The sequence below is a fragment of the Streptomyces sp. QH1-20 genome (assembly GCF_041283565.1).
In the GTDB taxonomy this organism is placed as follows: Bacteria; Actinomycetota; Actinomycetes; order Streptomycetales; family Streptomycetaceae; genus Streptomyces; species Streptomyces syringius.
Window position 1 is genome coordinate 5,337,878 of sequence record NZ_CP166299.1, and the last position, 21,781, is coordinate 5,359,658.

22 protein-coding genes are annotated in these 21,781 nt (G+C 72.0%); 9 read left to right on the forward strand and 13 right to left on the reverse strand.

The genetic code is table 11. The features are described 5' to 3' along the window. Nucleotides 1–46: 46 nt before the first annotated feature. Nucleotides 47–850 carry an ArsR/SmtB family transcription factor gene (locus AB8O64_RS24335; protein ID WP_370421375.1) on the forward strand — a complete coding sequence of 268 codons (804 nt, stop codon included), beginning with the start codon at nucleotides 47–49 and terminating at the stop codon, nucleotides 848–850. 116 nt (nucleotides 851–966) lie between these two features. Beyond that, a complete protein-coding gene (locus AB8O64_RS24340; protein ID WP_130879854.1) occupies nucleotides 967–2,433 on the forward strand; it encodes a sensor histidine kinase in 1,467 nt (488 codons plus the stop codon). A gap of 147 nt (nucleotides 2,434–2,580) precedes the next feature. Here AB8O64_RS24340 and AB8O64_RS24345 read toward each other — a convergent pair whose 3' ends face one another. Next, nucleotides 2,581–2,838: a WhiB family transcriptional regulator gene (locus AB8O64_RS24345; RefSeq protein ID WP_004937597.1), complete on the reverse strand. Its 258-nt coding sequence runs from the start codon at nucleotides 2,836–2,838 to the stop codon at nucleotides 2,581–2,583. Nucleotides 2,839–3,160: 322 nt separating this feature from the next. Beyond that, entirely contained in the window at nucleotides 3,161–4,129 is a 969-nt protein-coding gene (locus AB8O64_RS24350; protein WP_130879855.1) for a diacylglycerol kinase family protein, read from the reverse strand. Nucleotides 4,130–4,233: 104 nt separating this feature from the next. Between AB8O64_RS24350 and AB8O64_RS24355 the strand changes: the two genes are divergently transcribed. Next, a complete protein-coding gene (locus tag AB8O64_RS24355; RefSeq protein ID WP_356457842.1) occupies nucleotides 4,234–4,743 on the forward strand; it encodes a hypothetical protein in 510 nt (169 codons plus the stop codon). Between the two features lie 104 nt (nucleotides 4,744–4,847). On the opposite strand, the gene AB8O64_RS24360 is transcribed toward AB8O64_RS24355, so the two are convergent. The 4 genes from AB8O64_RS24360 to AB8O64_RS24375 form a co-directional block, all read right to left on the reverse strand. Then, nucleotides 4,848–5,735, reverse strand: coding sequence for an RNA polymerase sigma factor SigF (locus AB8O64_RS24360; protein ID WP_370423954.1), 888 nt, complete (start codon nucleotides 5,733–5,735; stop codon nucleotides 4,848–4,850). A 40-nt stretch (nucleotides 5,736–5,775) separates the two neighbouring features. After that, nucleotides 5,776–6,189, reverse strand: a complete 414-nt coding sequence (locus tag AB8O64_RS24365) for an anti-sigma regulatory factor (RefSeq protein WP_030366270.1) — start codon at nucleotides 6,187–6,189, stop codon at nucleotides 5,776–5,778. A gap of 199 nt (nucleotides 6,190–6,388) precedes the next feature. After that, nucleotides 6,389–6,934, reverse strand: a complete 546-nt coding sequence (locus AB8O64_RS24370; protein ID WP_370421377.1) for an N-acetyltransferase family protein — start codon at nucleotides 6,932–6,934, stop codon at nucleotides 6,389–6,391. 127 nt (nucleotides 6,935–7,061) lie between these two features. Next, on the reverse strand, nucleotides 7,062–7,322 hold the full coding sequence (locus AB8O64_RS24375) for a UBP-type zinc finger domain-containing protein (protein ID WP_370421378.1): 261 nt from the start codon (nucleotides 7,320–7,322) through the stop codon (nucleotides 7,062–7,064). Nucleotides 7,323–7,455: 133 nt separating this feature from the next. Between AB8O64_RS24375 and AB8O64_RS24380 the strand changes: the two genes are divergently transcribed. Continuing rightward, a complete protein-coding gene (locus tag AB8O64_RS24380) occupies nucleotides 7,456–9,051 on the forward strand; it encodes a Na+/H+ antiporter (RefSeq protein ID WP_370421380.1) in 1,596 nt (531 codons plus the stop codon). A gap of 28 nt (nucleotides 9,052–9,079) precedes the next feature. Here AB8O64_RS24380 and AB8O64_RS24385 read toward each other — a convergent pair whose 3' ends face one another. Together AB8O64_RS24385 and AB8O64_RS24390 are read right to left on the reverse strand one after the other, a co-directional pair. After that, the gene (locus AB8O64_RS24385) at nucleotides 9,080–10,045 is read right to left on the reverse strand and encodes a 1-aminocyclopropane-1-carboxylate deaminase/D-cysteine desulfhydrase (protein WP_370421381.1); all 966 of its coding nucleotides are present in this window, start codon (nucleotides 10,043–10,045) and stop codon (nucleotides 9,080–9,082) included. A 23-nt stretch (nucleotides 10,046–10,068) separates the two neighbouring features. Further along, the gene (locus AB8O64_RS24390; RefSeq protein WP_370421383.1) at nucleotides 10,069–10,659 is read right to left on the reverse strand and encodes an N-acetylmuramoyl-L-alanine amidase; all 591 of its coding nucleotides are present in this window, start codon (nucleotides 10,657–10,659) and stop codon (nucleotides 10,069–10,071) included. Nucleotides 10,660–10,860: 201 nt separating this feature from the next. Here AB8O64_RS24390 and AB8O64_RS24395 point away from each other — a divergent pair, with 201 nt between their 5' ends. Both AB8O64_RS24395 and AB8O64_RS24400 read left to right on the forward strand, forming a co-directional pair. Then, nucleotides 10,861–11,772: a glutaminase gene (locus AB8O64_RS24395; protein ID WP_356457830.1), complete on the forward strand. Its 912-nt coding sequence runs from the start codon at nucleotides 10,861–10,863 to the stop codon at nucleotides 11,770–11,772. A 59-nt stretch (nucleotides 11,773–11,831) separates the two neighbouring features. Continuing rightward, nucleotides 11,832–12,053, forward strand: coding sequence for a hypothetical protein (locus AB8O64_RS24400; RefSeq protein WP_370421384.1), 222 nt, complete (start codon nucleotides 11,832–11,834; stop codon nucleotides 12,051–12,053). Nucleotides 12,054–12,078: 25 nt separating this feature from the next. Here AB8O64_RS24400 and AB8O64_RS24405 read toward each other — a convergent pair whose 3' ends face one another. From AB8O64_RS24405 to tatA, 3 genes are all read right to left on the reverse strand, one after another. Next, nucleotides 12,079–13,017: a beta-ketoacyl-ACP synthase III gene (locus AB8O64_RS24405; RefSeq protein WP_370421386.1), complete on the reverse strand. Its 939-nt coding sequence runs from the start codon at nucleotides 13,015–13,017 to the stop codon at nucleotides 12,079–12,081. A gap of 184 nt (nucleotides 13,018–13,201) precedes the next feature. Then, a complete protein-coding gene (locus AB8O64_RS24410) occupies nucleotides 13,202–14,578 on the reverse strand; it encodes an alkaline phosphatase (RefSeq protein ID WP_370421387.1) in 1,377 nt (458 codons plus the stop codon). Between the two features lie 96 nt (nucleotides 14,579–14,674). Further along, nucleotides 14,675–14,905, reverse strand: coding sequence for a Sec-independent protein translocase subunit TatA (gene tatA, locus AB8O64_RS24415; RefSeq protein WP_370423955.1), 231 nt, complete (start codon nucleotides 14,903–14,905; stop codon nucleotides 14,675–14,677). Between the two features lie 159 nt (nucleotides 14,906–15,064). Between tatA and AB8O64_RS24420 the strand changes: the two genes are divergently transcribed. Together AB8O64_RS24420 and AB8O64_RS24425 are read left to right on the forward strand one after the other, a co-directional pair. Next, nucleotides 15,065–16,546, forward strand: a complete 1,482-nt coding sequence (locus tag AB8O64_RS24420) for an LCP family protein (RefSeq protein WP_370421388.1) — start codon at nucleotides 15,065–15,067, stop codon at nucleotides 16,544–16,546. Nucleotides 16,547–16,748: 202 nt separating this feature from the next. Next, nucleotides 16,749–18,098: a hypothetical protein gene (locus tag AB8O64_RS24425; RefSeq protein ID WP_370421390.1), complete on the forward strand. Its 1,350-nt coding sequence runs from the start codon at nucleotides 16,749–16,751 to the stop codon at nucleotides 18,096–18,098. Nucleotides 18,099–18,231: 133 nt separating this feature from the next. Here the strand turns inward: AB8O64_RS24425 and mgtA are convergent, their stop codons facing one another. Next, on the reverse strand, nucleotides 18,232–20,898 hold the full coding sequence (gene mgtA / locus AB8O64_RS24430) for a magnesium-translocating P-type ATPase (protein WP_370421392.1): 2,667 nt from the start codon (nucleotides 20,896–20,898) through the stop codon (nucleotides 18,232–18,234). Next, the gene (locus AB8O64_RS24435) at nucleotides 20,882–21,217 is read right to left on the reverse strand and encodes a metalloregulator ArsR/SmtB family transcription factor (RefSeq protein ID WP_356457852.1); all 336 of its coding nucleotides are present in this window, start codon (nucleotides 21,215–21,217) and stop codon (nucleotides 20,882–20,884) included. Before AB8O64_RS24435 ends, mgtA begins: the two co-directional genes overlap by 17 nt. 229 nt (nucleotides 21,218–21,446) lie before the next feature. Between AB8O64_RS24435 and AB8O64_RS24440 the strand changes: the two genes are divergently transcribed. Next, complete coding sequence (locus AB8O64_RS24440) at nucleotides 21,447–21,710, forward strand: GlsB/YeaQ/YmgE family stress response membrane protein (RefSeq protein WP_362218050.1); 264 nt, start codon at nucleotides 21,447–21,449, stop codon at nucleotides 21,708–21,710. Nucleotides 21,711–21,781: the final 71 nt, after the last annotated feature.

Here is a 21,781-nt window from a genome sequence, read left to right on the forward strand (position 1 = left end):
GGATACTTCGCCCGTGGACGAAGTGTCGTCGGCATACGGTGAGGTCATGAGCGACGAGATCACCCCGTCGGCCGGGCGGCGTGCCGACCGGGCCGCCGACCGGCTGAACCGCCAGACCGACATCGCCCGTACCGCCGCCCTGATCGCGGACCCCTCCCGCGCCCGGATCCTCAAAGCCCTCTGCGACGGGCGCGCCCTGCCCGCCGGCGCCCTGGCCACCGAGGCCGGCGTCGGCGCCCCGACGGTCAGCGCCCATCTGGCCAAACTCGTCGAGGGCGGGCTCATCACCGCCGTCCGCGAGGGCCGGCACCGCTTCTACCGGCTGCGGGGCCCCGAGATCAGCACCGCGCTGGAGGCGCTCGCCCTCATCGCCCCGCCGCTGCCGGTCACCTCGCTGCGCGAGAGCGGCGTCACCAACGCGCTGTACCGTTCCCGGACCTGCTACGACCATCTCGCCGGTCGGCTCGGCGTCGCCCTCATGCGGGCCCTGCTCGACGGTGACGTCCTCACCGGGCACGACGGCATCCACCGCCCCGAGCGGGCCGTGCGCGACCGGCCCTCGGCGTACGGGCAGGACACCGTCTACCGGCTGACCGACACCGGCCGTGATGACCTCGTCGCCTTCGGCGTCGACCCGGACCGACTGCCCGGGCGGCGGCCGGCCATCCGCTACTGCGTCGACTGGAGCGAGCGCCAGCACCACCTCGCGGGTGCGCTCGGTGCGGCCATCACCGCTCGTCTGTTCGACCTCGGCTGGCTGCGGTATGGGGTGAGCCCGCGGGTGGTGCATCTGACTGAGGCGGGTGCGGAGGGGTTGCGGCGGACGTTCGGCGTGGCGGTGGACGGCTAGTTCCGTTGCCGCCTGCGGCGGCGGGCGCCCTGCGGGCGCGTCCTCAAACGCCGGACGGGCTTGATGTGGCTGAGCTCAGCCACATCAAGCGCCGGTAGGCTCACACCGTGCCCTCCATGAACGACCTCGTACGCCAGCACACCGCCCTCGACGACTCCGACCTCGAGTGGCTGCATCTGCTGGTCTCGGAGTGGCAGCTGCTCTCCGACCTCTCCTTCGCCGACCTCGTCCTGTGGGTCCCCACCCTCGACGGCACCCGCTATGTGTCCGTCGCCCAGATGCGGCCGAACACCGGCCCCACCTCCTACCAGGACGACATGGTCGGCCACCTCGTGCCGCGCGGCCGCCGCCCCATGCTCGACGCCGCCCTCGACGAGGGCCGGATCGTGCGCGAGGGAGACCCGGAGTGGCGGGAGGAGGTCCCGGTCCGGGTCGAGTCCATCCCGGTCCGCCGGGACGGCCGGGTGCTCGGTGTCATCGCCCGCAATACGAACCTGCTGACCGTGCGGACGCCGAGCCGGCTGGAGCTCACCTACCTGCAGAGCGCCTCCGACCTCGCCCAGATGATCGCCAACGGTGCCTTCCCCTTCCCGGGGCAACAAGTCGACATGGACGCCTCCCCGCGCGCCGGCGACGGTCTGATCAGGCTCGATGCCGACGGTGTCGTCCAGTACGCCAGCCCCAACGCCCTCTCCGCCTACCACCGCCTCGGCCTCGCCGCCGATCTCGTGGGGCATCATCTGGGCGACACCACCGCTCAGTTGGCACCCTCACGCGGTCCGGTCGACGAGGGCCTGGCCAAGCTCGCCAGCGGCTGGGCGCCGCGCGAGTTCGAGGTCGAGGGCGATGACGGGGTGATCCACCTGCGGGCCATTCCCCTCAAACCCAAGGGAAACCACATCGGTTCGCTCGTGCTGCTGCGCGATGTCACGGAACTGCGTCGTCGCGAACGCGAGTTGATCACGAAGGACGCGACCATCCGGGAGATCCACCACCGGGTCAAGAACAATCTCCAGACCGTCGCCGCCCTGCTGCGCCTCCAGGCCCGCCGGATCGGCTCGCCCGAGGGGCGCGAGGCGCTGGAGGAGGCGGTCCGGCGGGTCGGGTCGATCGCGATCGTGCACGAGACGCTCTCGCAGAATTTGGACGAGCGCGTCGAATTCGACGAGATCGCCGACCGGGTGCTGGCGATGGTCGCCGAGATCTCCCCGGGCCGGGTCACCGCCCGCCGCACGGGCCGCTTCGGAATACTCGACGCCGAGGTCGCGACGCCGCTGTCGATGGTCCTGACCGAGCTGCTGCAGAACGCCATGGAGCACGGCTTCGGCCCGGGGGAGCGGGGCACGGTGGAGATCACCGCCGTGCGCGGCGGCGGCCGGACCGACGCCCGCCTGCTGATCTCCGTGCAGGACGACGGCCGGGGGCTGCCCGAGGGCTTCGACCCGCAGCGCGCGGGCAATCTGGGCCTGCAGATCGTACGAACCCTGGTCGAGGGGGAGTTGGGCGGTACGTTCGACATGGTGCCCGCTTCCGGGCAGGGCACGCGCGTGGTGCTCGACATCCCCGTACGGGCGGAGAAGTAGCCACAGCGGCCCGGCGGCCGACGGAACCCCGGCGGAGCCGAAAACGCACTGAGCCCCGGACCTGATCCAGGTCCGGGGCTCAAAGCTTTATTGCTTAGCGCATATGGGGGGTACTGCGCGCTGCGGCTCGGGAGCCGAGGGGCATCGTCAGGCGGTAGCGTTACGCGCCCGGTTGCGAGCGGCGCGGCGCTTCATCGCCCGGCGCTCATCCTCGCTGAGGCCACCCCAGACGCCGGAGTCCTGGCCGGACTCGAGCGCCCACTGCAGGCACTGCTCCATGACGGGGCAGCGGCGGCAGACGGCCTTGGCTTCCTCGATCTGCAGCAGCGCAGGACCGGTGTTGCCGATGGGGAAGAAGAGCTCCGGGTCTTCCTCGCGGCAAACGGCGTTGTGACGCCAGTCCATGGCTGCTCCATCTCCTCGTAATTGCGGCTACGTTGCTTGTGAATGTGAACGCTTTCACGAATCCCCCCGCAAGGGAAGGGCCGACGCCCAGTCGGAAGACTGGTGCGGTCCAGGTAAATGAGGAGGGGGTTCGGGCTTTCGAAGGAGGCCGAATGAGCGGCCGTCCCGATCGCCATGAAGAGACTCGCAAACCTCGGCTGCGGATACAACCCCTTCTGGAAAGTTTTTTTTGATTCCTCGGTGTCGGCTAGGTCACAGCCGTACTTCCAGGGGGTGGAACCCAGTCTAAACGTTCGAGTGGAAGGACTTTAGGCCCTACCACTCACACAATCACACGCAGTGCACGGCGTACGCCTGTGAACGTCACGCTCGTACGCAGTCCGAGGTGGTCACCGTCCATCTGGAAGGGCAGTGGGGCCTGCGAATGCAAGGTGAACGCGGTCTGGTCATGCAATGACACAGCGTGTTTGCCCTGGGGGCCACGCTCCGGAGTCGACGTCAGCAGCTGAGTGACGTGGCGGCCGGCCGTCGCGGTCGACAGCTTGGTGAATCCGAGCACGTCAAGGGCGGTGTCGAAGGATGCCCGCGGCGATGCGTAGACCGGCCGGTTGCCCAGATAGGTCCACGGCGCGGTGTTGCAGATTATCGACATGACGAGATTCGCGAGTGGCTCCTCGCCAGGCCGTTCGAGGGTGATCGTGCCCCGTCTGCGGTGCGCTTCGCCGAGAAATTGCCGCATCACTTGGCGTACATAGAGCGCGTGCGTCGAACGCTTGCCGCGCTCCCGCTGCTGCTCCACCCGGCCGACGACCCCCGCGTCGAAGCCGAAGCCCGCGCAGAAGGTGAACCAGCGGGGCGGCACGGCTTCGTCGTCGGTGCCCGGCGTGCCCGCCGCGAGGCCCAGACCGACCGTCCGCTCGGTCCCCTCCCGCAAGGCGTCCAGCAGTGCCCCGGTCGCCTCGACGACGTCGTTGGGCAGGCCCAGGGCGCGGGCGAAGACATTGGTGGAGCCGCCGGGGACCACGGCCAGCCGGGGCAGGTGCTCGGGGTCGGGGCCCGCGTGCAGCAGACCGTTGACCACCTCGTTGACCGTGCCGTCGCCGCCGAGGGCGACCACCAGCCCGGTGTTGCCGTCCTCCGCCGCCCGGCGCGCCAGATCGCGGGCATGTCCCCGGTACTCGGTGGTGGCGACCTCCAGCTTGAGGTCGCTGGCGAGCGCGTGTGCCAGGACATCACGGGTACGGGCACTGGTGGTGGTGGCCGACGGATTGACCACGAGAAGCGCACGCATGACCGCCAGCCTACCTACCTGTCGGTACAGCCTCGGTCCCAGCCCCGGTCCTGTCCCCTCCCCGTCCGCCGTCCGTTCCCGGGCGGCGGGGCTACCCTGCATGGGTGAGCAGCAAGCAGTCAGCGCCCAAGGGCGCCCGCAAGACCACCCGCGCGAGCCGGCCGACGGCGAAGGACGCCGCGGCGCCTTCCCGCCCGTCCCGCACGGCCCCCGAGCCCACCGGCCCCCGGCCGCGCAGGCTGACGGCCGCGGCGGTGCTCACCGCCCTGGAAGGGGTGGCGCTCGTCGTCTGCGGGGTGACGCTGCTGGTCCTGGTGCTGACGGACAAGCCGGACAGCATGCGGCAGGCGGTGACGGGCGGACTGACCGTGCTCGCGCTGGCCGCACTGCCGCTGGCGGCGGCGCGCGGACTGTGGCTGCGGCGGCGCTGGAGCCGCGGGCCCGCGATGATCACGCAGATCATGGCGATGCCCGTCGCGTGGACGCTGTTCAACGGCGGCGGCCTGCTGATCGCCGGCGCCGTGGTGCTCGCGCTCGTCGCCGTGGCCGCCCTGGGGCTCGTGGTGAACCCGACGGCGACCGAGGCGCTCGGCATCGGCCCGCGGGAGACGTGAGCCGACGCCGGCCGTTCTTTCGGCCGGCGCCTTTCGATACGGCCCGGTGCACTCCGATAGGCCGATGAGGCGATGCGCTGCCCGGGGTCCGCTCGCTCCTCGGCCTACTCCTCGATGAGCAGCCGGTCGCGGAGCTGGGCGAGCGTGCGGGCCAGCAGCCGGGAGACGTGCATCTGGGAGATGCCGACCTCCTGGGCGATCTGCGACTGGGTCATATTGCCGAAGAAGCGCAGCAGCAGGATCTTCTTCTCGCGCGGCGGCAGATCCTCCAGCAGCGGCTTGAGCGACTCGCGGTACTCGACGCCCTCCAGCGCCTCGTCCTCGGCGCCCAGGGTGTCCGCGACGGCCGGCGACTCGTCGTCCGTGTCGGGCACGTCCAGGGACAGCGTGCTGTAGGCGTTCGCCGACTCCAGCCCCTCCAGCACCTCCTCCTCGGAGATCCCGAGGTGCTCGGCCAGCTCGTGGACCGTGGGCGCGCGACCGTGCCGCTGGGACAGCTCGGCCGTGGCGGTGGTCAGGGCCAGCCGGAGCTCCTGGAGCCGACGCGGCACCCGCACCGCCCAGCCCTTGTCCCGGAAGTGCCGCTTGATCTCACCGACGACCGTGGGGGTCGCGTAGGTCGAGAACTCCACCCCGCGATCCGGGTCGAACCGGTCCACCGACTTGATCAGGCCGATCGTGGCGACCTGGGTCAGGTCGTCGAGCGGCTCACCACGATTGCGGAACCGCCGCGCCAGGTGCTCCACCAGCGGCAGATGCATCCGCACGAGGTGATTGCGCAGCTCGGCCCGCTCGGGCGAGCCGTCCGGGAGCGCCCGCAGCTGGATGAACAGGGCACGGGCACCGCTGCGATCCTGCGCAGGGGAGTGCTGGTGCCACTGCTGATGCTGGTCCATGTGGTCCGCCCGCTCTGGTGGGTCGCTCGCCCGCTCCGGCTCCGCATCCGAGGGATGCGGCCGGGGGGTTTGCTGCGGGATGGCCGGGGTGCGCACTCCCCGCGACGATGCAGTACTCACGGAGCCCCCTCTTCCGTCACGGCTGTCCGGGGCCGGCGCCGCGCTTCTTGTGCAGGCTGATGCTGACCGTACGGTCGTCGGCGACGGTCGAGTCGACCTCGCCGGCCAGCGCGGAGAGCACCGTCCAGGCGAAGGTGTCGCGCTCGGGCGCGCGACCGTCGGTGGTGGGTGCCGAGACGGTCACCCGGAGCGCGTCACCGACCAGGCGGAAGACGCAGCTGAGAACAGAGCCGGGAACGGCCTGTTGCAGAAGGATCGCGCACGCCTCGTCCACGGCGATGCGCAAGTCCTCGATCTCGTCGAGGGTGAAGTCCAAGCGGGCTGCGAGGCCGGCTGTCGCCGTCCGCAGCACCGACAGGTAGGCACCCGCAGCGGGCAGCCGGACTTCCACGAAGTCCTGGGTCCCGGGCTCGCCTGCGATTGGGGACACCCTCACCTCCAAGGTGGCACAAGCTTCTTGAGCTGTTACGAGCGCCGGTCGCGCGCCTCTCGGATGAGGGGCGGGGCGGTCCGGCGCGGCACATGGTTCGGATGCGACGCTATCGCGATCCGAGGTTCCGTGCCGCAGCCCCACGACTGTCACTCATGGTAAACCCATGAGTACGGACAGTGGGTAGGGGCGTGCGGTCTCAAATCGAAAGAGAAGTCGCCTTGTTGGGATTTTCGTCACTCTGCGCGAACCCCGCAAGGGTGCGGAGCGGTTCTCCGGACATGCGTTGCATCGTCCACTCGTTCATCGGCTCCGCGCCGAGCGACTTGTAGAACGCGATCGAGGGTTCGTTCCAGTCCAGCACTGACCATTCGAAACGCTGGTAGCCGCGGTCCACGCAGATCCGGGCGAGGGCCGCGAGGAGTGCCTTGCCGTGCCCGCCGCCGCGTGCCTGCGGGCGGACGTAGAGGTCTTCCAGATAGATACCGTGCGTACCCGTCCAGGTGGAGAAGTTACGGAACCACAGGGCGAAGCCGACCGGCTCCCCGGCGGCGATCGTGCCGTCGGCCGAGGATTCGTCACTCTCCGCTATCAGGGCGAAGACGGCGGGGTCCGCCCCGAACAGGGCTTCGCGCAACTGCTGCTCGGTCGCCTTCGCTTCCTCCAGCGCCCGTTCGTACTCGGCGAGTTCGCGGATCATCGCATGGATGAGGGGAACATCGGCGGGCGTGGCGGGTCGGATCATGGGTGCATGCTAGCGGGCCGGACCGACAGCCTCCCCGGAACGGGGGGCGCGCGGTCCGCGCGCGGCTCGACGGGAGCGGGTGGAAAGGGGAGCGGGGCGGCGCGTCGAGGGCAACTGACGGCCGTCGTCAGACGATCCGCAGGTCCACGTAGCACCAGCGCCAGCTCTGCCCGGGCTCGAAGCTGCGCATCACCGCGTGCCCGGTCTCCGTGAAGTGCCCGGTGGCGTGCCGGTACGGCGAGGAGTCGCAGCAGCCCACGTGTCCGCACTCCAGGCACAGCCGCAGTTGCACGGGGTGGCTGCCGGCGGCCGCGCACTCCGGGCAGGTGGTGTGCAGCGGTGCCGGCTCGGGGCGCGGCAGCTCGGGAACGTGCGGGCACTCGCTCATGATTGCCAGATTAGATCGCCCTGCCGACGATCACCGAACGGCCGTCGGCCCTCGCTGCCGTTGACGGACGGTGACGGATGGTGGCGACGCGACGGACGGCGCGGGAGGCACGTATGGAGACGGGCGGGGACCGATGGACGTAATGCCACTGCTGATGCTGGTCGCGGGTGGGGCCGCCATCGCCGGCGCGGCCCGCCGCACGCCCGTGCCCGCCCCGCTGCTGCTCGTCGCCGCCGGGCTCGTCGCCTCGTACGTCCCCGGCGTGCCGGACTACACCCTCGACCCGGAGATCGTGCTGCCGCTGCTGCTGCCGCCTCTGCTGCACACCGCCGCACTCGAGAGCTCCTACCTCGACCTCCGCGCCAATCTGCGGCCCGTCGCCCTGCTCTCCGTCGGCTATGTCCTCTTCGCGACCCTCGTCGTCGGTTATGTGGCGTATCTGGTGGTGCCCGGTCTGCCGCTGCCCGCCGCCCTCGTGCTCGGCGCGATCGTCGCCCCGCCCGACGCGGTCGCCGCCACCGCCATCGCCCGCCGACTCGGGCTGCCCTCGCGGATCACCACGATCCTTCAGGGCGAGTCCCTGGTGAACGACGCCACCGCGATCACCGCCTACAAGGTGGCGCTCGCCGCCGCCGTCGGTGTGGGCACGACCTGGGGCGAGGGCATCCGGGAGTTCGCCGTCGCCTCGGTCGGCGGGATCGGCGTCGGCCTGGTCCTCATGGTGCCGCTGCACTGGCTGCGCAGACGGCTGCGCGAGCCACTGCTGCAGAACACCCTGTCGCTGCTCATCCCCTTCGCCGCCTACGCCGCCGCCGAGGAGGTCGAGGCGTCCGGAGTGCTCGCCGTCGTGGTCGTCGCCCTCTATCTCGGGCACCACTCCTGGCAGGTCGACTTCGCCACCCGGCTCCAGGAGGCCGCGGTATGGCGGATGGTGGCCTTCGTGCTGGAGTCGGCGGTCTTCGCGCTCATCGGGCTGCAACTGCCCGTGGTGCTGCGCGGGCTCGGGGAGTACAGCTTCCGGGAGGCCGCCGTCTGGTACGCCTCCGTCGTCTTCGTCACCGTCGTGGCGGCCCGCTTCGTGTGGGTCTACCCCGCCACGTTCCTGCCGCGCGCGCTGTCCACCCGGATCCGCGCGCGGGAGACCGACACGACGTGGAAGAGCGCGCTCGTCGTCGGCTGGGCCGGGATGCGCGGCGTCGTCTCCCTCGCCATCGCCTTCTCGATCCCGGTGACCACGCACAGCGGGGAGCCCTTCCCGGCCCGTAACCTCGTCCTCTTCCTCACCTTCACCACCGTCATCGGGACCCTCGTCGTCCAGGGCCTCACCCTGCCCCCGCTCATCCGCCGGCTGCGGCTGCCCGCCCGGGACACGAGCGCCGAGACGCTCGCGGAGGCCCAGGCCCAGAGCGAGGCGTCCCAGGCCGCCGAGCGCCGCCTCGACGAACTCCTCGCCGAGGGCGGCAACGCGCTGCCGTCCCCGCTCGTCGACCGCCTTCGCGCGGTGCTGGAGCGGCGCCGGAACGCGGTCTGGGAACGGCTCGGTGCGGTCGACGAGGCGACCGGGGAGTCGGCGGACGACACGTATCGCCGGCTGGCGCGGGAAATGATCGACGCGGAGCGGGAGGTGTTCGTGGCGCTGCGGGATGCTCGGCGTATTGACGACGAGATGCTTCGTACGTTGTTGCGGCGGCTGGATCTGGAGGAGGCCGCGGCTTATCGGGAGGGGTGAACCGGGGCTCCGCCCCGCACCCCGGCCCTCAAGCGCCGGACGGGCTGGAGGTGCCGGACGGGCCGGGTGGGGCCGGTGCCCCCGTTACCACCGCCACCACCGTCATGCCCCGGGCGAACGCGCCCTCCTCCGCCAGGGTCGTCAGGCCGTGCAGGGCCTTCGCCACGTACAGCCGTTCCAGGGGGAGGCCGTGGCGGGTGGTGAAGTCGTCGGCGAAGGCGGTCAGCGCGGGGGTGACTTTCGCGTAGCCGCCGCCGTGGAAGCGGTCGTCCAGACGCCAGTCGCCGCGCCGGGCGCCGAAGGCCTCCGTCTGGAGCCGCTCGACCTCCGCTTCGAGGAAGCCGCCCTTGAGTACGGGGAAGCCGATGGCCCGCTGGCCCTCGGTCAGTCCGGCGGTGAGACCGGCGAGGGTGCCGCCCGTGCCGCAGGCGACCCCGACGACGTCCGCGACGCCCCGCAGCTCCTCGCCGAGCCCGGCACAGCCGCGCGCGGCCGCGGCGTTGCTGCCGCCTTCGGGGACGACGAGGCAGTCGTCGGCGGTCAGCCCCGCCCGTGCCGTCACCCGGGCCAGCACCTCGGGTTCCGCCTTCCGGCGGTACGTGGCGCGGTCGACGAACAACAGCCGCATCCCGTCCGCCGCGCAGCGCGCGAGGGAGGGGTTGAGCGGACGGTCCGCCAGCTCGTCGCCGCGGACGACGCCGACGGTGGCGAGGCCGAGGAGGCGGCCGGCCGCCGCGGTCGCCCTCAGATGGTTGGAATACGCACCGCCGAACGTGAACAGCGTGAGCCGTCCGGAGGAGGCGGCGCCCAGGTTCGGCTCCAGCTTCCGCCATTTGTTGCCCGGCAGCTCGGGGTGTATCAGGTCGTCCCGCTTGAGCAGCAGCCGCAGCCCGCGACGGGCGAACCGCTCGTCCCGCAGCTCTTCGAGCGGGGACGGCAGCCGCGGGTCCAGGGCGGCGAGGGCGGCGGGGCCACGGGGGAGGTCGCTGGTCACACCCCCATTGTCACCTCGGGCGGCTACTTGAGCCGGTCGCGGATCCGGGCCCGCATCGCGTCCATCGCGAAGCCTTTGGGGTCGATCTTGCCGAGCCGCCACTCCTTGTGACCGATGACGGACCGCTCGGTCCACCCGTGGTGGCGGCAGATCGCGGCCGCCGCGCGCTCGATGCCCTCCAGCTGCTCCTCGGGCCAGGTGTCCCGCCCGTCGCCGAGGTTCACGCACTCGAAGCCGTAGAAGTGGACGTTGCCGTCGGTGTCGGCCGCACGGACCGGTGGCAGCCGCTTCTCGGCGATCACGGCCCGCAGCACATCGCCGTCACCCCGCCCGGCGTGGTTGGTGCGCCCGTTGCCGACGAGATGGACGGTGCCGTCGTCGGCGATGACGCCGTGGCAGAGCGGGCCGGGCAGATCCGCGTAGCCGTTCCAGCACAGCTGCACGCTCTTGGTGGTGCCGGTGGTGGCCGTGTGGTGGATCATCACTCCATGGACCGGCCCCCAGGCGCCACGTCCGGCGCGGTTGTGGGTGCGCCAGCCGTCGACCTCGATGACGCGCACGCCTTCCGCTCTGAGTGCTCTGAGAAACGTTCCCGCGGACATGGGTGAGGCCATGACCGCCTCCTTGCCGTGTCTGTGACGTACGCCGACCGCGCACGACTGAATGACCCCCTTGTACCCAAAAGTTCGCAGCTGGGCCGGGCGTTCGGATATCGTGCGAGCCGATCCGGCCTCAGGCTGAAAAGCGTGTTGTCGGTACGGGGCGGGGCCGAAACGGACCCGCTCGGGGACGACCGGAACAGAAGGCGCGCAGCAGTGGACTACCAGGCCGTACTCGAAGAGGTCGCCGACTTCGCGCGCCCGCTGGTCGGCCGCGGGCAGGTGGCCGATTACATTCCGGCCCTGGCCGGGGTGGACACCGGTCACTTCGGGATGGCCGTCGCCGATGTCGACGGCGGTGTCCACGGTGTGGGGGACTGGGAGCGGCCGTTCTCGGTGCAGTCCATCTCCAAGGCGTTCGGCCTGGCGCTCGTGCTGGCCGAGGGCGGCGAGAAGATCTGGGAGCGGGTCGGCACGGAACCGTCCGGAAACCCGTTCAACTCCCTGGTGCAGCTCGAATACGAGAACGGTATTCCGCGCAATCCGTTCATCAACGCGGGCGCCCTCGTCGTCACCGACCGGCTCCAGACGCTGACCGGGGACGCCAGCACGACGCTGCTGGAGTTCCTGCGCGCGGAGAGCGGCAACCCGTCCGTCTCCTTCGACCCGGCCGTCGCCGCGTCGGAGTCCGAGCACGGCGACCGCAATGCGGCCCTCGCGCACTTCATGGCCAGCTACGGCAACCTCGACAACCCCGTGCCGGCTGTCCTGGAGCACTACTTCTGGCAGTGCTCCATCGAGATGAGCTGTCGCGATCTCGCCCTGGCGGGCGGCTTCCTGGCCCGGCACGGTCTGCGCGCCGACGGCACGCGGCTGCTGCCGCGCCGGGAGGCCAAGCAGGTCAACGCCGTCATGCTCACCTGCGGGACGTACGACGCGGCCGGCGACTTCGCCTACCGCGTGGGCCTGCCCGGCAAGAGCGGCGTGGGCGGCGGCATCATCGCGGTGATACCGGGTCGCTGCACGCTGTGCGTCTGGAGCCCCGGCCTCGACACCCGCGGCAACTCGGTCGCGGGCGTGGCGGCGCTGGACCACTTCACGACTCTCACCGGGTGGTCGGTGTTCTGAGGGCGGGCTGGCGGGGTACCCGTCGGTACCCCATCGTTGATCCCGGAGGTGGTGCCCCCATGGAGCACGAGCTGCGTGCCGAGTACGCGGACGGAAGCACCCCGCAGGATCCGGACGCCCAGGTCAAGGCCTGGCACGTGGTCCGGCAGGACGGCATGACCGCCATGTGCGGGCGCGAGCTGGATCCCGGCTCGGCCACCCGTACGGCCGACGACTGGGGCACGTCCGGGCTGCCGCTGTGCCACTCCTGCGGGGCGCTGTACCTCCGCGAGGTGCCGTAGAAGCCGGACGGGCTTGGTGTGGCTGCTACGGGCAGCGGATGACCTGACCGGCGTACGACAGATTGCCGCCGAAGCCGAACAGCAGGACGGGCGCGCCCGAGGCGATCTCGCCGCGCTCCACCAACTTGGACAGGGCGAGCGGGATGCTCGCGGCCGAGGTGTTGCCGGACTCGGTCACATCGGTGGCGATCACCGCGTTGACCGCGCCGATCTTCCGCGCGACCGGCTCGATGATCCGCAGGTTGGCCTGGTGCAGGACGACCGCCGCCAACTCCTCCGGCGCGACCCCGGCCCGCTCGCACACCTTCCGGGCGATCGGCGGCAGCTGGGTCGTGGCCCAGCGGTAGACGGACTGGCCCTCCTGGGCGAACCGGGAGGGGTTGCCCTCGATCCGGACGGCGTGCCCCATCTCGGGCACCGAGCCCCAGACCACCGGGCCGATGCCGGGCTCCGCGGCGGCGGTCACCACGGCCGCGCCCGCGCCGTCGCCGACCAGGACGCAGGTGGTGCGGTCGGTCCAGTCCGCCACGTCGGTGAACTTCTCGACGCCGACGACCAGGGCGTTGACCGCGGACCCGGCGCGGATGGCGTGGTCGGCGGTGGCCAGGGCGTGCGGGAAGCCGGCGCAGACGACGTTGATGTCCATGACGGCGGGCGCGCTGAGCCCCAGCCGGGCGGCGACGCGGGCGGCCGTGTTCGGGCTGCGGTCCACGGCGGTGCAGGTGGCGACGAGCACGAGGTCGATGTCCGCGGCATCGAGACCGCTGTTCGCGAGGGCCTTGGCCGCGGCCTCGGCGGCCATCGAGGCGACGCTCTCGTCCGGCTCGGCGATCCGGCGGGTGCGGATGCCGACGCGGGAGCGGATCCATTCGTCGCTGGTGTCGACCATGGCGGCCAGATCGTCGTTGGTCAGCACCCTGGCGGGCTGGTAGTGGCCGAGGGCGAGTACGCGTGACCCGGTCATCGGTCCTCCTGCGCGAGCGGCTGTAGTACGGATGACACAGTCTTGACGCTGGAGCGTTGCCAGCGGGTGTGTGATCCGCCAATGTTCGGGCTCGATAACTGGCACAACCGGCAGGGCCCGGCCGTGTGAGCGGCCGGGCCCTGCGGTGGTGTGCGAATCGTTGTGCGAACCGTTACCGGACGGGTCAGCGCAGCGAGAGCGCCGTGCGGATGGTGCCGAAGAGCTGGGTCTGGTCGGTGACGCCGAGGACGCGGTGGGCCTGCGGGCCCTGGGCCGCGATGCGGACCTGGGTGCCGGTGTGCTCCTGCGCCTCGCCCGGCGTGTTCGTGGAGTAGTTCACCTTGAGCTGCTGGCCCTCATTGGTGACGAGGGTGGAGGACAGCCCGGGCGGGGTGGCCTCCAGCGGCACGATCTGGCTGGTGTGGCCGTGGTCGGCGGTGGTGACGACCAGGGTGTCGGGGTGCTTGGCGGCGTAGGCGCGGGCGACCTTCACCGCGCGGTCGAGGGCCGCGGTCTCGCCGATCTGGCCGCAGGGGTCGGCGGCGTGGTCGCGCTTGTCGATCGAGGCGCCCTCGACCTGGAGGAAGAAGCCGGGCTTCTTGCCCTTGCCGCTCTGCTTGGCCTCCAGCAGCTGGAGCGCCTTGCGGGTCTGCTCGTCCAGGCTCGGCGTACCGGCCTTGCGCTCGGGGTTGTTCGTCACGCAGCGCTGCGGCTCGGTTCCGCCCTGGGCGGCGGCCTTGCCGGTCCACTCGACGGGGACGTTGCCGGGGGCGAAGAGACCGAGGACGGGCTTGCCGGCGCGGGCGTTCTTCAGGCCCTTGTCGTCGGTGACGACCTGGTAGCCGAGCTTCTTGGCCTGCTCGGTGACGGTCAGCCCCTTGTGGCGGCCCTCGGTGATCTTCTGGTCGAAGCGGGCCTTGCCGCCGCCCAGCAGCACGTCCACCTTGTGGTTCACGCTCTGCTCGGCGATCGAGCCCGGGCCGCCCTTGGCGATCGTGTCGTTCGGGCACGCCTTCATGTCGGCCGGGCCCGCGCAGCTGCGGTCGGTGGCGTGCGAGGCGAGGACCGCGGGGGTGGCGTCGGTCAGCTCGGCGGTGGTGACACTGCCGGTGGCGAGGCCGTTGCGCTGGGCCAGCTCCAGGATCGTCGTCATGGGCTTGTCCGTGCCGGGCGTCTTGGATATCCGCCCGTTGACGGTCTTCTGCCCGGTCGCCCAGCCGGTGCCGCTGGCCGCTGAGTCGGTGACGTAGTCCGGCTTGCCGTTCTTGTCGACGGAGTACGTGGTGTACGAGCCGGTCATCGGGAACTTGTCCATGTTCAGCCGGCCGGCCGCGCCCACGGTGTAGTCACGGGCCAGGGTGATCTCCGAGTCGCCCATGCCGTCACCGATGAGCAGGATGACGTTCTTGGCCTTCTGCTTGCCGCTCTGGGCGGCGATCTGCGACGGGGCGTCCGACGTGTCGTCCGGCCCGGCGGCGGCGGTGGCCGGCACCGCGACACCGGCGACGAGCAGTGCGGCGGCGCTCCAGGCGAGACGGCGCCGGTACGGACGAGAACCCATGGTTTTTCCTCCTAGCTGCGCCGGGCGGGACTGCCCGGCGGAAGGAAGCTCACCAGGGGCGGGTGTACCGGAGGGGACGCCCAGGTGAAGTGAAGATCACCGGCGGCTGTCGGCGGGGCTCCCCGGGGCAGCGGCGGGCTCACCGGACGTATCGGTTCCGGCGGCGTCGGTCCCGTCGGACCTCATGGCCCTGGCCTCGCTCTTGAGGATGCGCATGGACTTGCCGAGCGCGCGGGCGGTGTCCGGCAGCTTCTTGGAGCCGAACAGGACCACCATCGCGAGGACGACGACGAGTATGTGCCAGGGCTCCAGGGCGTTGCGCAGCATCGGCGGCCCACCTTCCTTGTGCGTCATATGCGAGGAAATACGCAGAGAATTCGCCCTCACCATACTTGCTAGATTGCGCAACTGGACAACCAAAAGGCCCGGTGGGCCGTCTAGCTCGGTGAACCAGTACGGACCGGGGGAGTGGATGAGGGCACGGATATGACGGGCACCCGAGGCAAGCCGACGCACCGGACGCGGAAGGTGACCTCCGTCGGGGTGGTGTTCCTGGTACTGCTGGCCGCGGGTGTCGGATGGCTCTACCTCCGGCTGAACGGCAACATCGACGTGTTCGACGCCGACGGCCTGGCCCGCGACCGGCCCGGCGCCGGCGCGGGCGGACAGAACGTCCTCGTCATCGGCTCGGACTCGCGCTCCGGCGGCAACAGCGGGCTCGGCGGCGGGGAGGGCGACGTGGGCCGCTCGGACACGGCGTTCCTGCTGCACGTCTACGGCGACCGCGAGCACGCCGTCGCCGTCTCCATCCCCCGTGACACCCTGGTGGACATCCCGCCGTGCAAACTGCCCGACGGCAGTTGGACGGCTCCGCGCACCGACGCGATGTTCAACTCCGCCTTCTCCGTGGGGGAGTCGGCCAAGGGAAATCCCGCCTGCACCCAGAACACCGTCGAGAAACTCACCGGGCTGCGCGTGGACCACACCGTCGTCGTCGACTTCGAGGGCTTCTCGGCGATGACCTCCGCGGTGGGCGGCGTCCAGGTGTGCGTGCCGAAGGACGTCTACGAGGGCGACCTCAATCCGAACCGCGGCGCCCGCGGCGAGCTGCTCTTCCGCAAGGGCTCGCAGAGCGTCTCCGGGCAGAAGGCGCTGGACTACGTGCGCGTGCGGCACGGTATCGGCGACGGATCCGACATCGGCCGCATCCAGCGGCAGCAGGCGTTCGTCGCCGCCATGATCAAGAAGGTGCGCTCGCAGGGGTTCAGCCCCGGCACGCTGCTGCCGCTGGCGGACGCGGCCACCAAGTCGATGACCGTCGACCCCGGACTCGGCTCGGCCGACAAACTGCTCTCCTTCGCGATGTCGCTGAAGAAGATCGACCTGCACGACACCAAGTTCATCACCGTGCCCTGGCGCTACGCGGGCAATCGCGTCGCCCTCGTCCAGCCCGAGGCCGACGCGCTGTGGGCCTCACTGCGGGCCGACCGCACGCTCGACGGCAAGGACGCGGCGAAGAAGCAGGCGGGCGGCAAGGCCACCACCTCCGGCCCGTCCCCCTCGCAGCCGGTCTCGGGCGGGGGCGTCAGCGTCTCCGTCGCCAACGGCACCACCGTCAACGGCCTCGCCGCCCGCGCGGCCGCCTCGCTCAAGGAGCACGGGTTCACCGTCGCCGACACCTCCACCGCCCGCGCCCGGGACCAGCGCGTCACCGTGATCGAGTTCGGTCCCGGCGAGGCCGGGCACGCGCGGGAGCTGGCCCGGCTGTTCCCCGGCGCGTTCGTCAGGGGAACGTCCGTCAAGGGGCTCGCGGTCACCGTCGGCCATGACTTCGCCGCGGCGCCCAGCGGGCCGCCCGCCGTCGCGGCGGCCCCCGCCGAGGCGACGCCCGGCCCGGTGCCTTCCGGCGTCGCCGGTACGGCGCGGTCGGCCGACGACGACCCGTGCGCCAACCTCTCGTATGGCTGACGGCGGCGGCGGGGCGGGCGAGGCCGGGCCAGGGGGAGATCCGGGGGAACAGAGTGACCGATTGATCCGTTTTCGTGGTAGACGCTGAGTGAGCCGACGCCTATGCGAAGTGTGCCCGATCCGTACGTGATGAGTACCAGTGAGTAATTGCCGTACAGCCCGTCTCTCCCGTGCTCCGCTCTCTTGTCCGAGGAGAACCGCCATGTCCGCCACCCCACGGGCGCTGCCCAGGCCGCTGCTGGCCCTGCTCGTCGCCCTCTTCGCGTTGGCCGGTGCGGGACTCTTCGCCCCGGCGGCGCACGCCGCCACGGGAGTGGACACCGTGGCGGAGGCCCTGAAGAAGAGCCCGGTCTATGTCGACCCCCGGGTGTCCGCGCAGCTCCCGGCGGCCGACGCCGAGGCACTGGCGCAGAAGATCAAGGACGCGGACAAGCCGGTCTTCGTCGCGGTCCTGCCGGACAACGCGGACTTCCCCCGGGCCACCGTCATCCAGGACCTGCGGACCAAGGTCGGCATCGCCGGCGTCTACGCCGTGCACCTCGGTGACAAGGCCTTCAGCGCCAAGGCCGACCGTTCGGTGATGTCCGGCAACGCCGTCACCAACCTCGTCGGATCCGTCCAGCGGTCCGGCGGTGACACCGCGACCATGCTGAACGGCTTCGTCGACCAGGCCGACCGGGTGGCCAGGGGCCACGCGCCCGATGCCTGGGGCGCCGGATCCGACGGCGTCGACACGGGCGGGCTGATCACGGGCGGCGCGGTCGTCGTCGCCGGTGGCGCGGGCGCGTACGCCCTCTACCGGCGGAACAAGAAGAGGAGGGAGGCCCGCGAGCGCGCGGAGCTCGACGCCCTGCGGGTCGTGGTCGACGAGGACATCACCGCCTTCGGCGAGGAACTGGACCGGCTCGACTTCTCCCCCGGCGAGGCCGGTGCCGACGACGCGATGCGCGCCGACTACGAACGGGCCCTCGACGCGTACGAGGACGCCAAGTCGAAGATGGCGGCGGCGGACAAACCTCAGGACGTCAAGGGCGTCACCGAGTCCCTGGACGACGGCCGCTTCGCCCTGGCCACCCTCGCCGCGCGCCGCACCGGGGCCCCGCTGCCCGAGCGCCGCATGCCCTGCTTCTTCGACCCGCGCCACGGGCCGTCCGTCTCCGACGTCGAGTGGGCGCCCCCGGGCGGCGCGACCCGGACCGTACCGGCGTGTGCCGCCGACGCGGCCCGGCTCGCCGACGGCGAGGAGCCGATGTCCCGCACGGTCCAGACCGCGAACGGCCCCCAGCCGTACTGGAACGCGGGCCCCGCCTACGCCCCCTGGGCGGGCGGCTACTTCGGCGGCGGACTGCTGCCGGGCCTGCTCATGGGCACGATGCTCGGCAGCATGATGAGCGGCCCCGCGTACGCGTCCTCGGGCGACGGGGGAGGCGGACCGGAAGGCGGCGACTACACCGGCTCGGACTACAACCCGGACGACTTCAGCGGTGGCTTCGGGGACGGCGGTGGTGGTGGTTTCGGGGATGGGGGTGGCTTCGGAGGCGGCGACTTCTGACCTCCGGTCGGGGACGGTCTGGCCTGCGGCCCGTCTTGCCGCCTGCGGCGGCGGGCGCCCTGCGGGCGCGTCCTCAATCGCCGGGCGGGCTTGTTGTGGCTGAGCTCAGCGGAATCCAGCCCGTCCGGCGTCCTCAATCGCCGGACGGGTTTGGCTGGCGGGCCCGTGCAGCCGCCAACAGCAACCCGTACACCACCAGCACCAGCGCCAACAGTCCGTAATACAAGGGCGGCAGCGGTGTCATGGACAGCGGCGGGCCCAGCGGGGACAGGGGCAGCAGCAGACCGACCACCGCCAGCGCCGTCGTCGCCAGCCGGATCGGACCCGGCACCCGGCCCTCGGCCGCGTGCCGGCCCGACCGCAGGAGCAGCATCACCAGCGCCTGCGTCAGCAGGTTCTCCGTGAACCAGCCCGCGTGGAACGCGGACTGCCCCTCCGCTTCCCCCATCGACCGCAGGGCCAGCGCCAGTACGCCGAACGTGGCCAGGTCCGCGACCGCGTTGAGCAGCCCGAAACCCGTCACGAAGCGCAGCAGCGCGCGCGGCCGCAGCAGCGCCGGCCGCAGATGGGCGCCCGGCCCGGGGCGGTCGAAGGCGAGCGCCAGCTGGGCGGCGTCGAAGCACAGGTTCTGCACCAGCACCTGCGCCGGGAGCATCGGCAGGAACGGCAGCAGCAGCCCGGCCACCAGCATCGCGATGACATTGCCGACGTTGGACGACAGGGCGATCCGCAGATAGGCGGCGATATTGCCGGTGCTGCGCCGCCCGGCGACGATCGCCCGGTCGAGGGCCGTGAGGTCCTTCGACGCCAGCACCACATCGGCGGCCTCCCGCACCACGTCCACCCCGTCGCGCGGGCAGATCCCCACGTCGGCGGCGACCGTCGCGGCCAGGTCGTTGACCCCGTCGCCGAGGAACCCCGTGGTGTGGCCGGCGGCCCGCAGCGCCCGGACGACCCGGGCCTTGTGCTCGGGCGCGCACCGCGCGAAGACCGTGGTGCGCACGGCGAGCCGGGCCAGCTCCGCATCGTCCAGGGCGTCGATCCGCTCGCCGGTGACCACCTGGCCCGGGGCCAGCCCCAGCTCACGGCAGACGCGGGCGGCGGTGCCCGGGTGATCGCCGGTGAGGACCTTCACGTCCACCCCGTGCCGGGCGAGGACGGCGAGCGCCTCAGCGGCGGTGGGCGCGGGCGCGTCGCTCAGGGCGACGAAGCCCACGAAGTCCAGATCCCGTTCGTCGGCCGGGGTGTACGGGCGACTACGGGCCGGGCACGTGGCGCGGGCGACGGCGAGCACGCGCAGACCCTCGGCGGCCAGCTCCCCGGCCCGGCGGGCGAGCCGCTCCCACCCGTCGGCCCCCAGTTCCGCACCGGCCGCCCGGGCGCAGCGGTTCAGCACGTCCTCGGGCGCGCCCTTGACGACGAGCGTGTGGCGGGCCGCCAGGGTGAACCGGGGGTCGCCCGGCGGGCGCACGACGGCGGTCGACAGCCGCCGGCCGGGCCCGCAGGGCAGGGCCTCGACCCCCTCGAACTCCTCGAAGCGGCCGGCGTCCGGCGCGCTCACCTCGCCTGCGTCCCCCGCCGCGCCCTCGGCCGCGTCGAGGATCGCCTCGTCCAGGGCGTCGGGCACCGGCAGCTCGGAGAGGTGCAGGGTCCACAGGGCGTTGACGGCGGCCCAGCGCAGCACCTCGGGGTCCGCGCGGCCGTCCGGGCCCTCGCAGAACGCGAGGACGGGCCGGTCCTCGGTGAGCGTCCCGGTCTTGTCGACGCACAGCACATCGACGGCGCCGAGGTCGTGCAGCGCGGGCAGCCGCCGGACGATCACCTCCCCGCCGCGCGCGAGCAGTGCCGCGCCGCGCGCCAGCGCGGTCGTCACGACGACCGGCAGCATCTCGGGCGTCAGCCCCACCGCCACCGTCACGGCGAACGGCAGCGTCTCCAGCCCCCGCCCGCGCAGCAGGGCGCTCGCGATCAGCACGAGCGGCGCCGTGAGCAGGGTGAAGCGGATGAGCGTCCACGCGATGCCGTTCACCGAGCGGTCGAACGGGCTCGGCGGCCGGGGCCGCCCGCCGGCGCGCGGCAGGGCACCGGAGAGCACGGTGTCGGCCCCGGTCGCGACGACCACGCCGCTGCCGCTGCCGGAGACGACGCTGCTGCCCTGGAAACAGAGGTGCGGGTGGCCGAGGGGTAGCGCGGGGGGCCCGCCGTCCCCCGGCCCGTCGGCGTCCACGGACTTCCGCACCGGCGCCGACTCGCCCGTCAGAGTGGCCTCGTGCACGGTGAGGGCCGTGGTGCGCAGCAGCCGCAGGTCGGCGGGGACCACGTCGCCCGGGGCGAGGAGGACGACATCGCCCGGCACGAGCTGGTCGACGGGCAGCTCGCGGGTCAGCGGCGGCGCGGCGGCCGTGGCGCGGCGGCGGACGGTCGCCGTGGTGGCGAGGAGGTCGCGGAGCGCGGCCGCACTGCGGTCGGCGCGGTGCTCGCCCGTGGTGCGCAGCACACAGCTGACCAGGACCAGGACGGCGATGACGCAGGCCGTGCCCCATGCCGCCACGGCCGCCGAGACCAGACCGAGGACGAGGAGGACGGCGGTGAAGGGGTCACGCGGGCTGCGGGCGAACCGGCGCTGCCAGGAGTCCGGGTGGCGCCCGGGGAAGGTGTTCTCACCGTGCCGGACGAGCCGCTCCTCGGCCTCTTCCTCCACCAGCCCGCGCGGCCCGCTCCCCAGCGCGCGCAGCACTTCGAGCGTCGTGCCGTCCGCGCCGCGCACGGCCGCCGTACGGGCCTCAGGCGCCCAGGCCACGAAGGCGCCCGGCCCGGGCACCGGGGTGCGCACCGGCGCCCTCGGCCCTGCGGTCGGCGAGCTGGCCGACCATGAGACGGACGATCGTCACCACATCCGGGTCGTCCACGAGATACACCACGCGGCGCCCCTCGCGCCGGGACCGCACCAGCCCCGCGAGCTTCAGCTTCGCCAGATGCTGGCTGATGGCGGGCAGCGCTCCGCCCACCCGCTCGGCGAGCCCGCTCACATCGCTCTCGCCCTGGGCCAGCGCCCAGACCAGGTGCAGCCGGGCGGAGGACGCGAGCAGCCCGAACGCGGCGGCGGCCTCGGCCAGCACCTCCGGCGACGGATCGCCCGACGGATCGACCGACGGGTCGTCGAAGCCCCCTTCGAAGCTCTCGAAGCTCCCGGCGCCTGCGGCCACTGTCTGATCTCCCGTCCCTCCCGGGCGTCACGGCGCCCGGGAAGGACCAGTCTAGGCACCCCGACCGGGGACAACGGGCTGACATGCGCCCGTCGCGGCTGGGCAGACCTAACACGAGGAAACCGGCCGCAAAGGGGAAGTCGTGGAAATCTCAGGCATTATCAGTGCGATTGTGATCGGCATCATCATCGGCGTCCTGGGCCGTCTGGTGGTCCCGGGACGGCAGCACATCGGTGTGCTGTGGACGATCGCCGTCGGCATCGTCGCCGCCTTCGTCGGTGCCTACCTCGCCCATCTGCTGGGCGTGGGCGACACCAAGGGCGTGGACTGGATCAAGTGGCTCATCCAGATCGCCCTGGCCGCGCTGGGCGTGTACGCCCTGGACCGCAGCAAGTCCCGTGCCTGACCCCTACTGATCGGCGCTCCCCGTGCTGTCCTGGGCTCCGCCCCCGCCGCCGCGTCCGCCGCGCCCGGCAC

What these genes read in the sequence shown, in the direction of transcription:
- AB8O64_RS24335 (WP_370421375.1), top strand. Translation starts at nt 47, where the DNA reads ATGAGCGACGAGATCACCCCGTCGGCCGGGCGGCGTGCCGACCGGGCC.
- AB8O64_RS24340 (WP_130879854.1), top strand. Translation starts at nt 967, where the DNA reads ATGAACGACCTCGTACGCCAGCACACCGCCCTCGACGACTCCGACCTC.
- AB8O64_RS24345 (WP_004937597.1), bottom strand. Translation starts at nt 2,838, where the DNA reads ATGGACTGGCGTCACAACGCCGTTTGCCGCGAGGAAGACCCGGAGCTC.
- AB8O64_RS24350 (WP_130879855.1), bottom strand. Translation starts at nt 4,129, where the DNA reads ATGCGTGCGCTTCTCGTGGTCAATCCGTCGGCCACCACCACCAGTGCC.
- AB8O64_RS24370 (WP_370421377.1), bottom strand. Translation starts at nt 6,934, where the DNA reads ATGATCCGACCCGCCACGCCCGCCGATGTTCCCCTCATCCATGCGATG.
- AB8O64_RS24375 (WP_370421378.1), bottom strand. Translation starts at nt 7,322, where the DNA reads ATGAGCGAGTGCCCGCACGTTCCCGAGCTGCCGCGCCCCGAGCCGGCA.
- AB8O64_RS24380 (WP_370421380.1), top strand. Translation starts at nt 7,456, where the DNA reads ATGGACGTAATGCCACTGCTGATGCTGGTCGCGGGTGGGGCCGCCATC.
- AB8O64_RS24390 (WP_370421383.1), bottom strand. Translation starts at nt 10,659, where the DNA reads ATGGCCTCACCCATGTCCGCGGGAACGTTTCTCAGAGCACTCAGAGCG.
- AB8O64_RS24400 (WP_370421384.1), top strand. Translation starts at nt 11,832, where the DNA reads ATGGAGCACGAGCTGCGTGCCGAGTACGCGGACGGAAGCACCCCGCAG.
- AB8O64_RS24405 (WP_370421386.1), bottom strand. Translation starts at nt 13,017, where the DNA reads ATGACCGGGTCACGCGTACTCGCCCTCGGCCACTACCAGCCCGCCAGG.
- AB8O64_RS24410 (WP_370421387.1), bottom strand. Translation starts at nt 14,578, where the DNA reads ATGGGTTCTCGTCCGTACCGGCGCCGTCTCGCCTGGAGCGCCGCCGCA.
- tatA (WP_370423955.1), bottom strand. Translation starts at nt 14,905, where the DNA reads ATGCTGCGCAACGCCCTGGAGCCCTGGCACATACTCGTCGTCGTCCTC.
- AB8O64_RS24420 (WP_370421388.1), top strand. Translation starts at nt 15,065, where the DNA reads ATGACGGGCACCCGAGGCAAGCCGACGCACCGGACGCGGAAGGTGACC.
- AB8O64_RS24425 (WP_370421390.1), top strand. Translation starts at nt 16,749, where the DNA reads ATGTCCGCCACCCCACGGGCGCTGCCCAGGCCGCTGCTGGCCCTGCTC.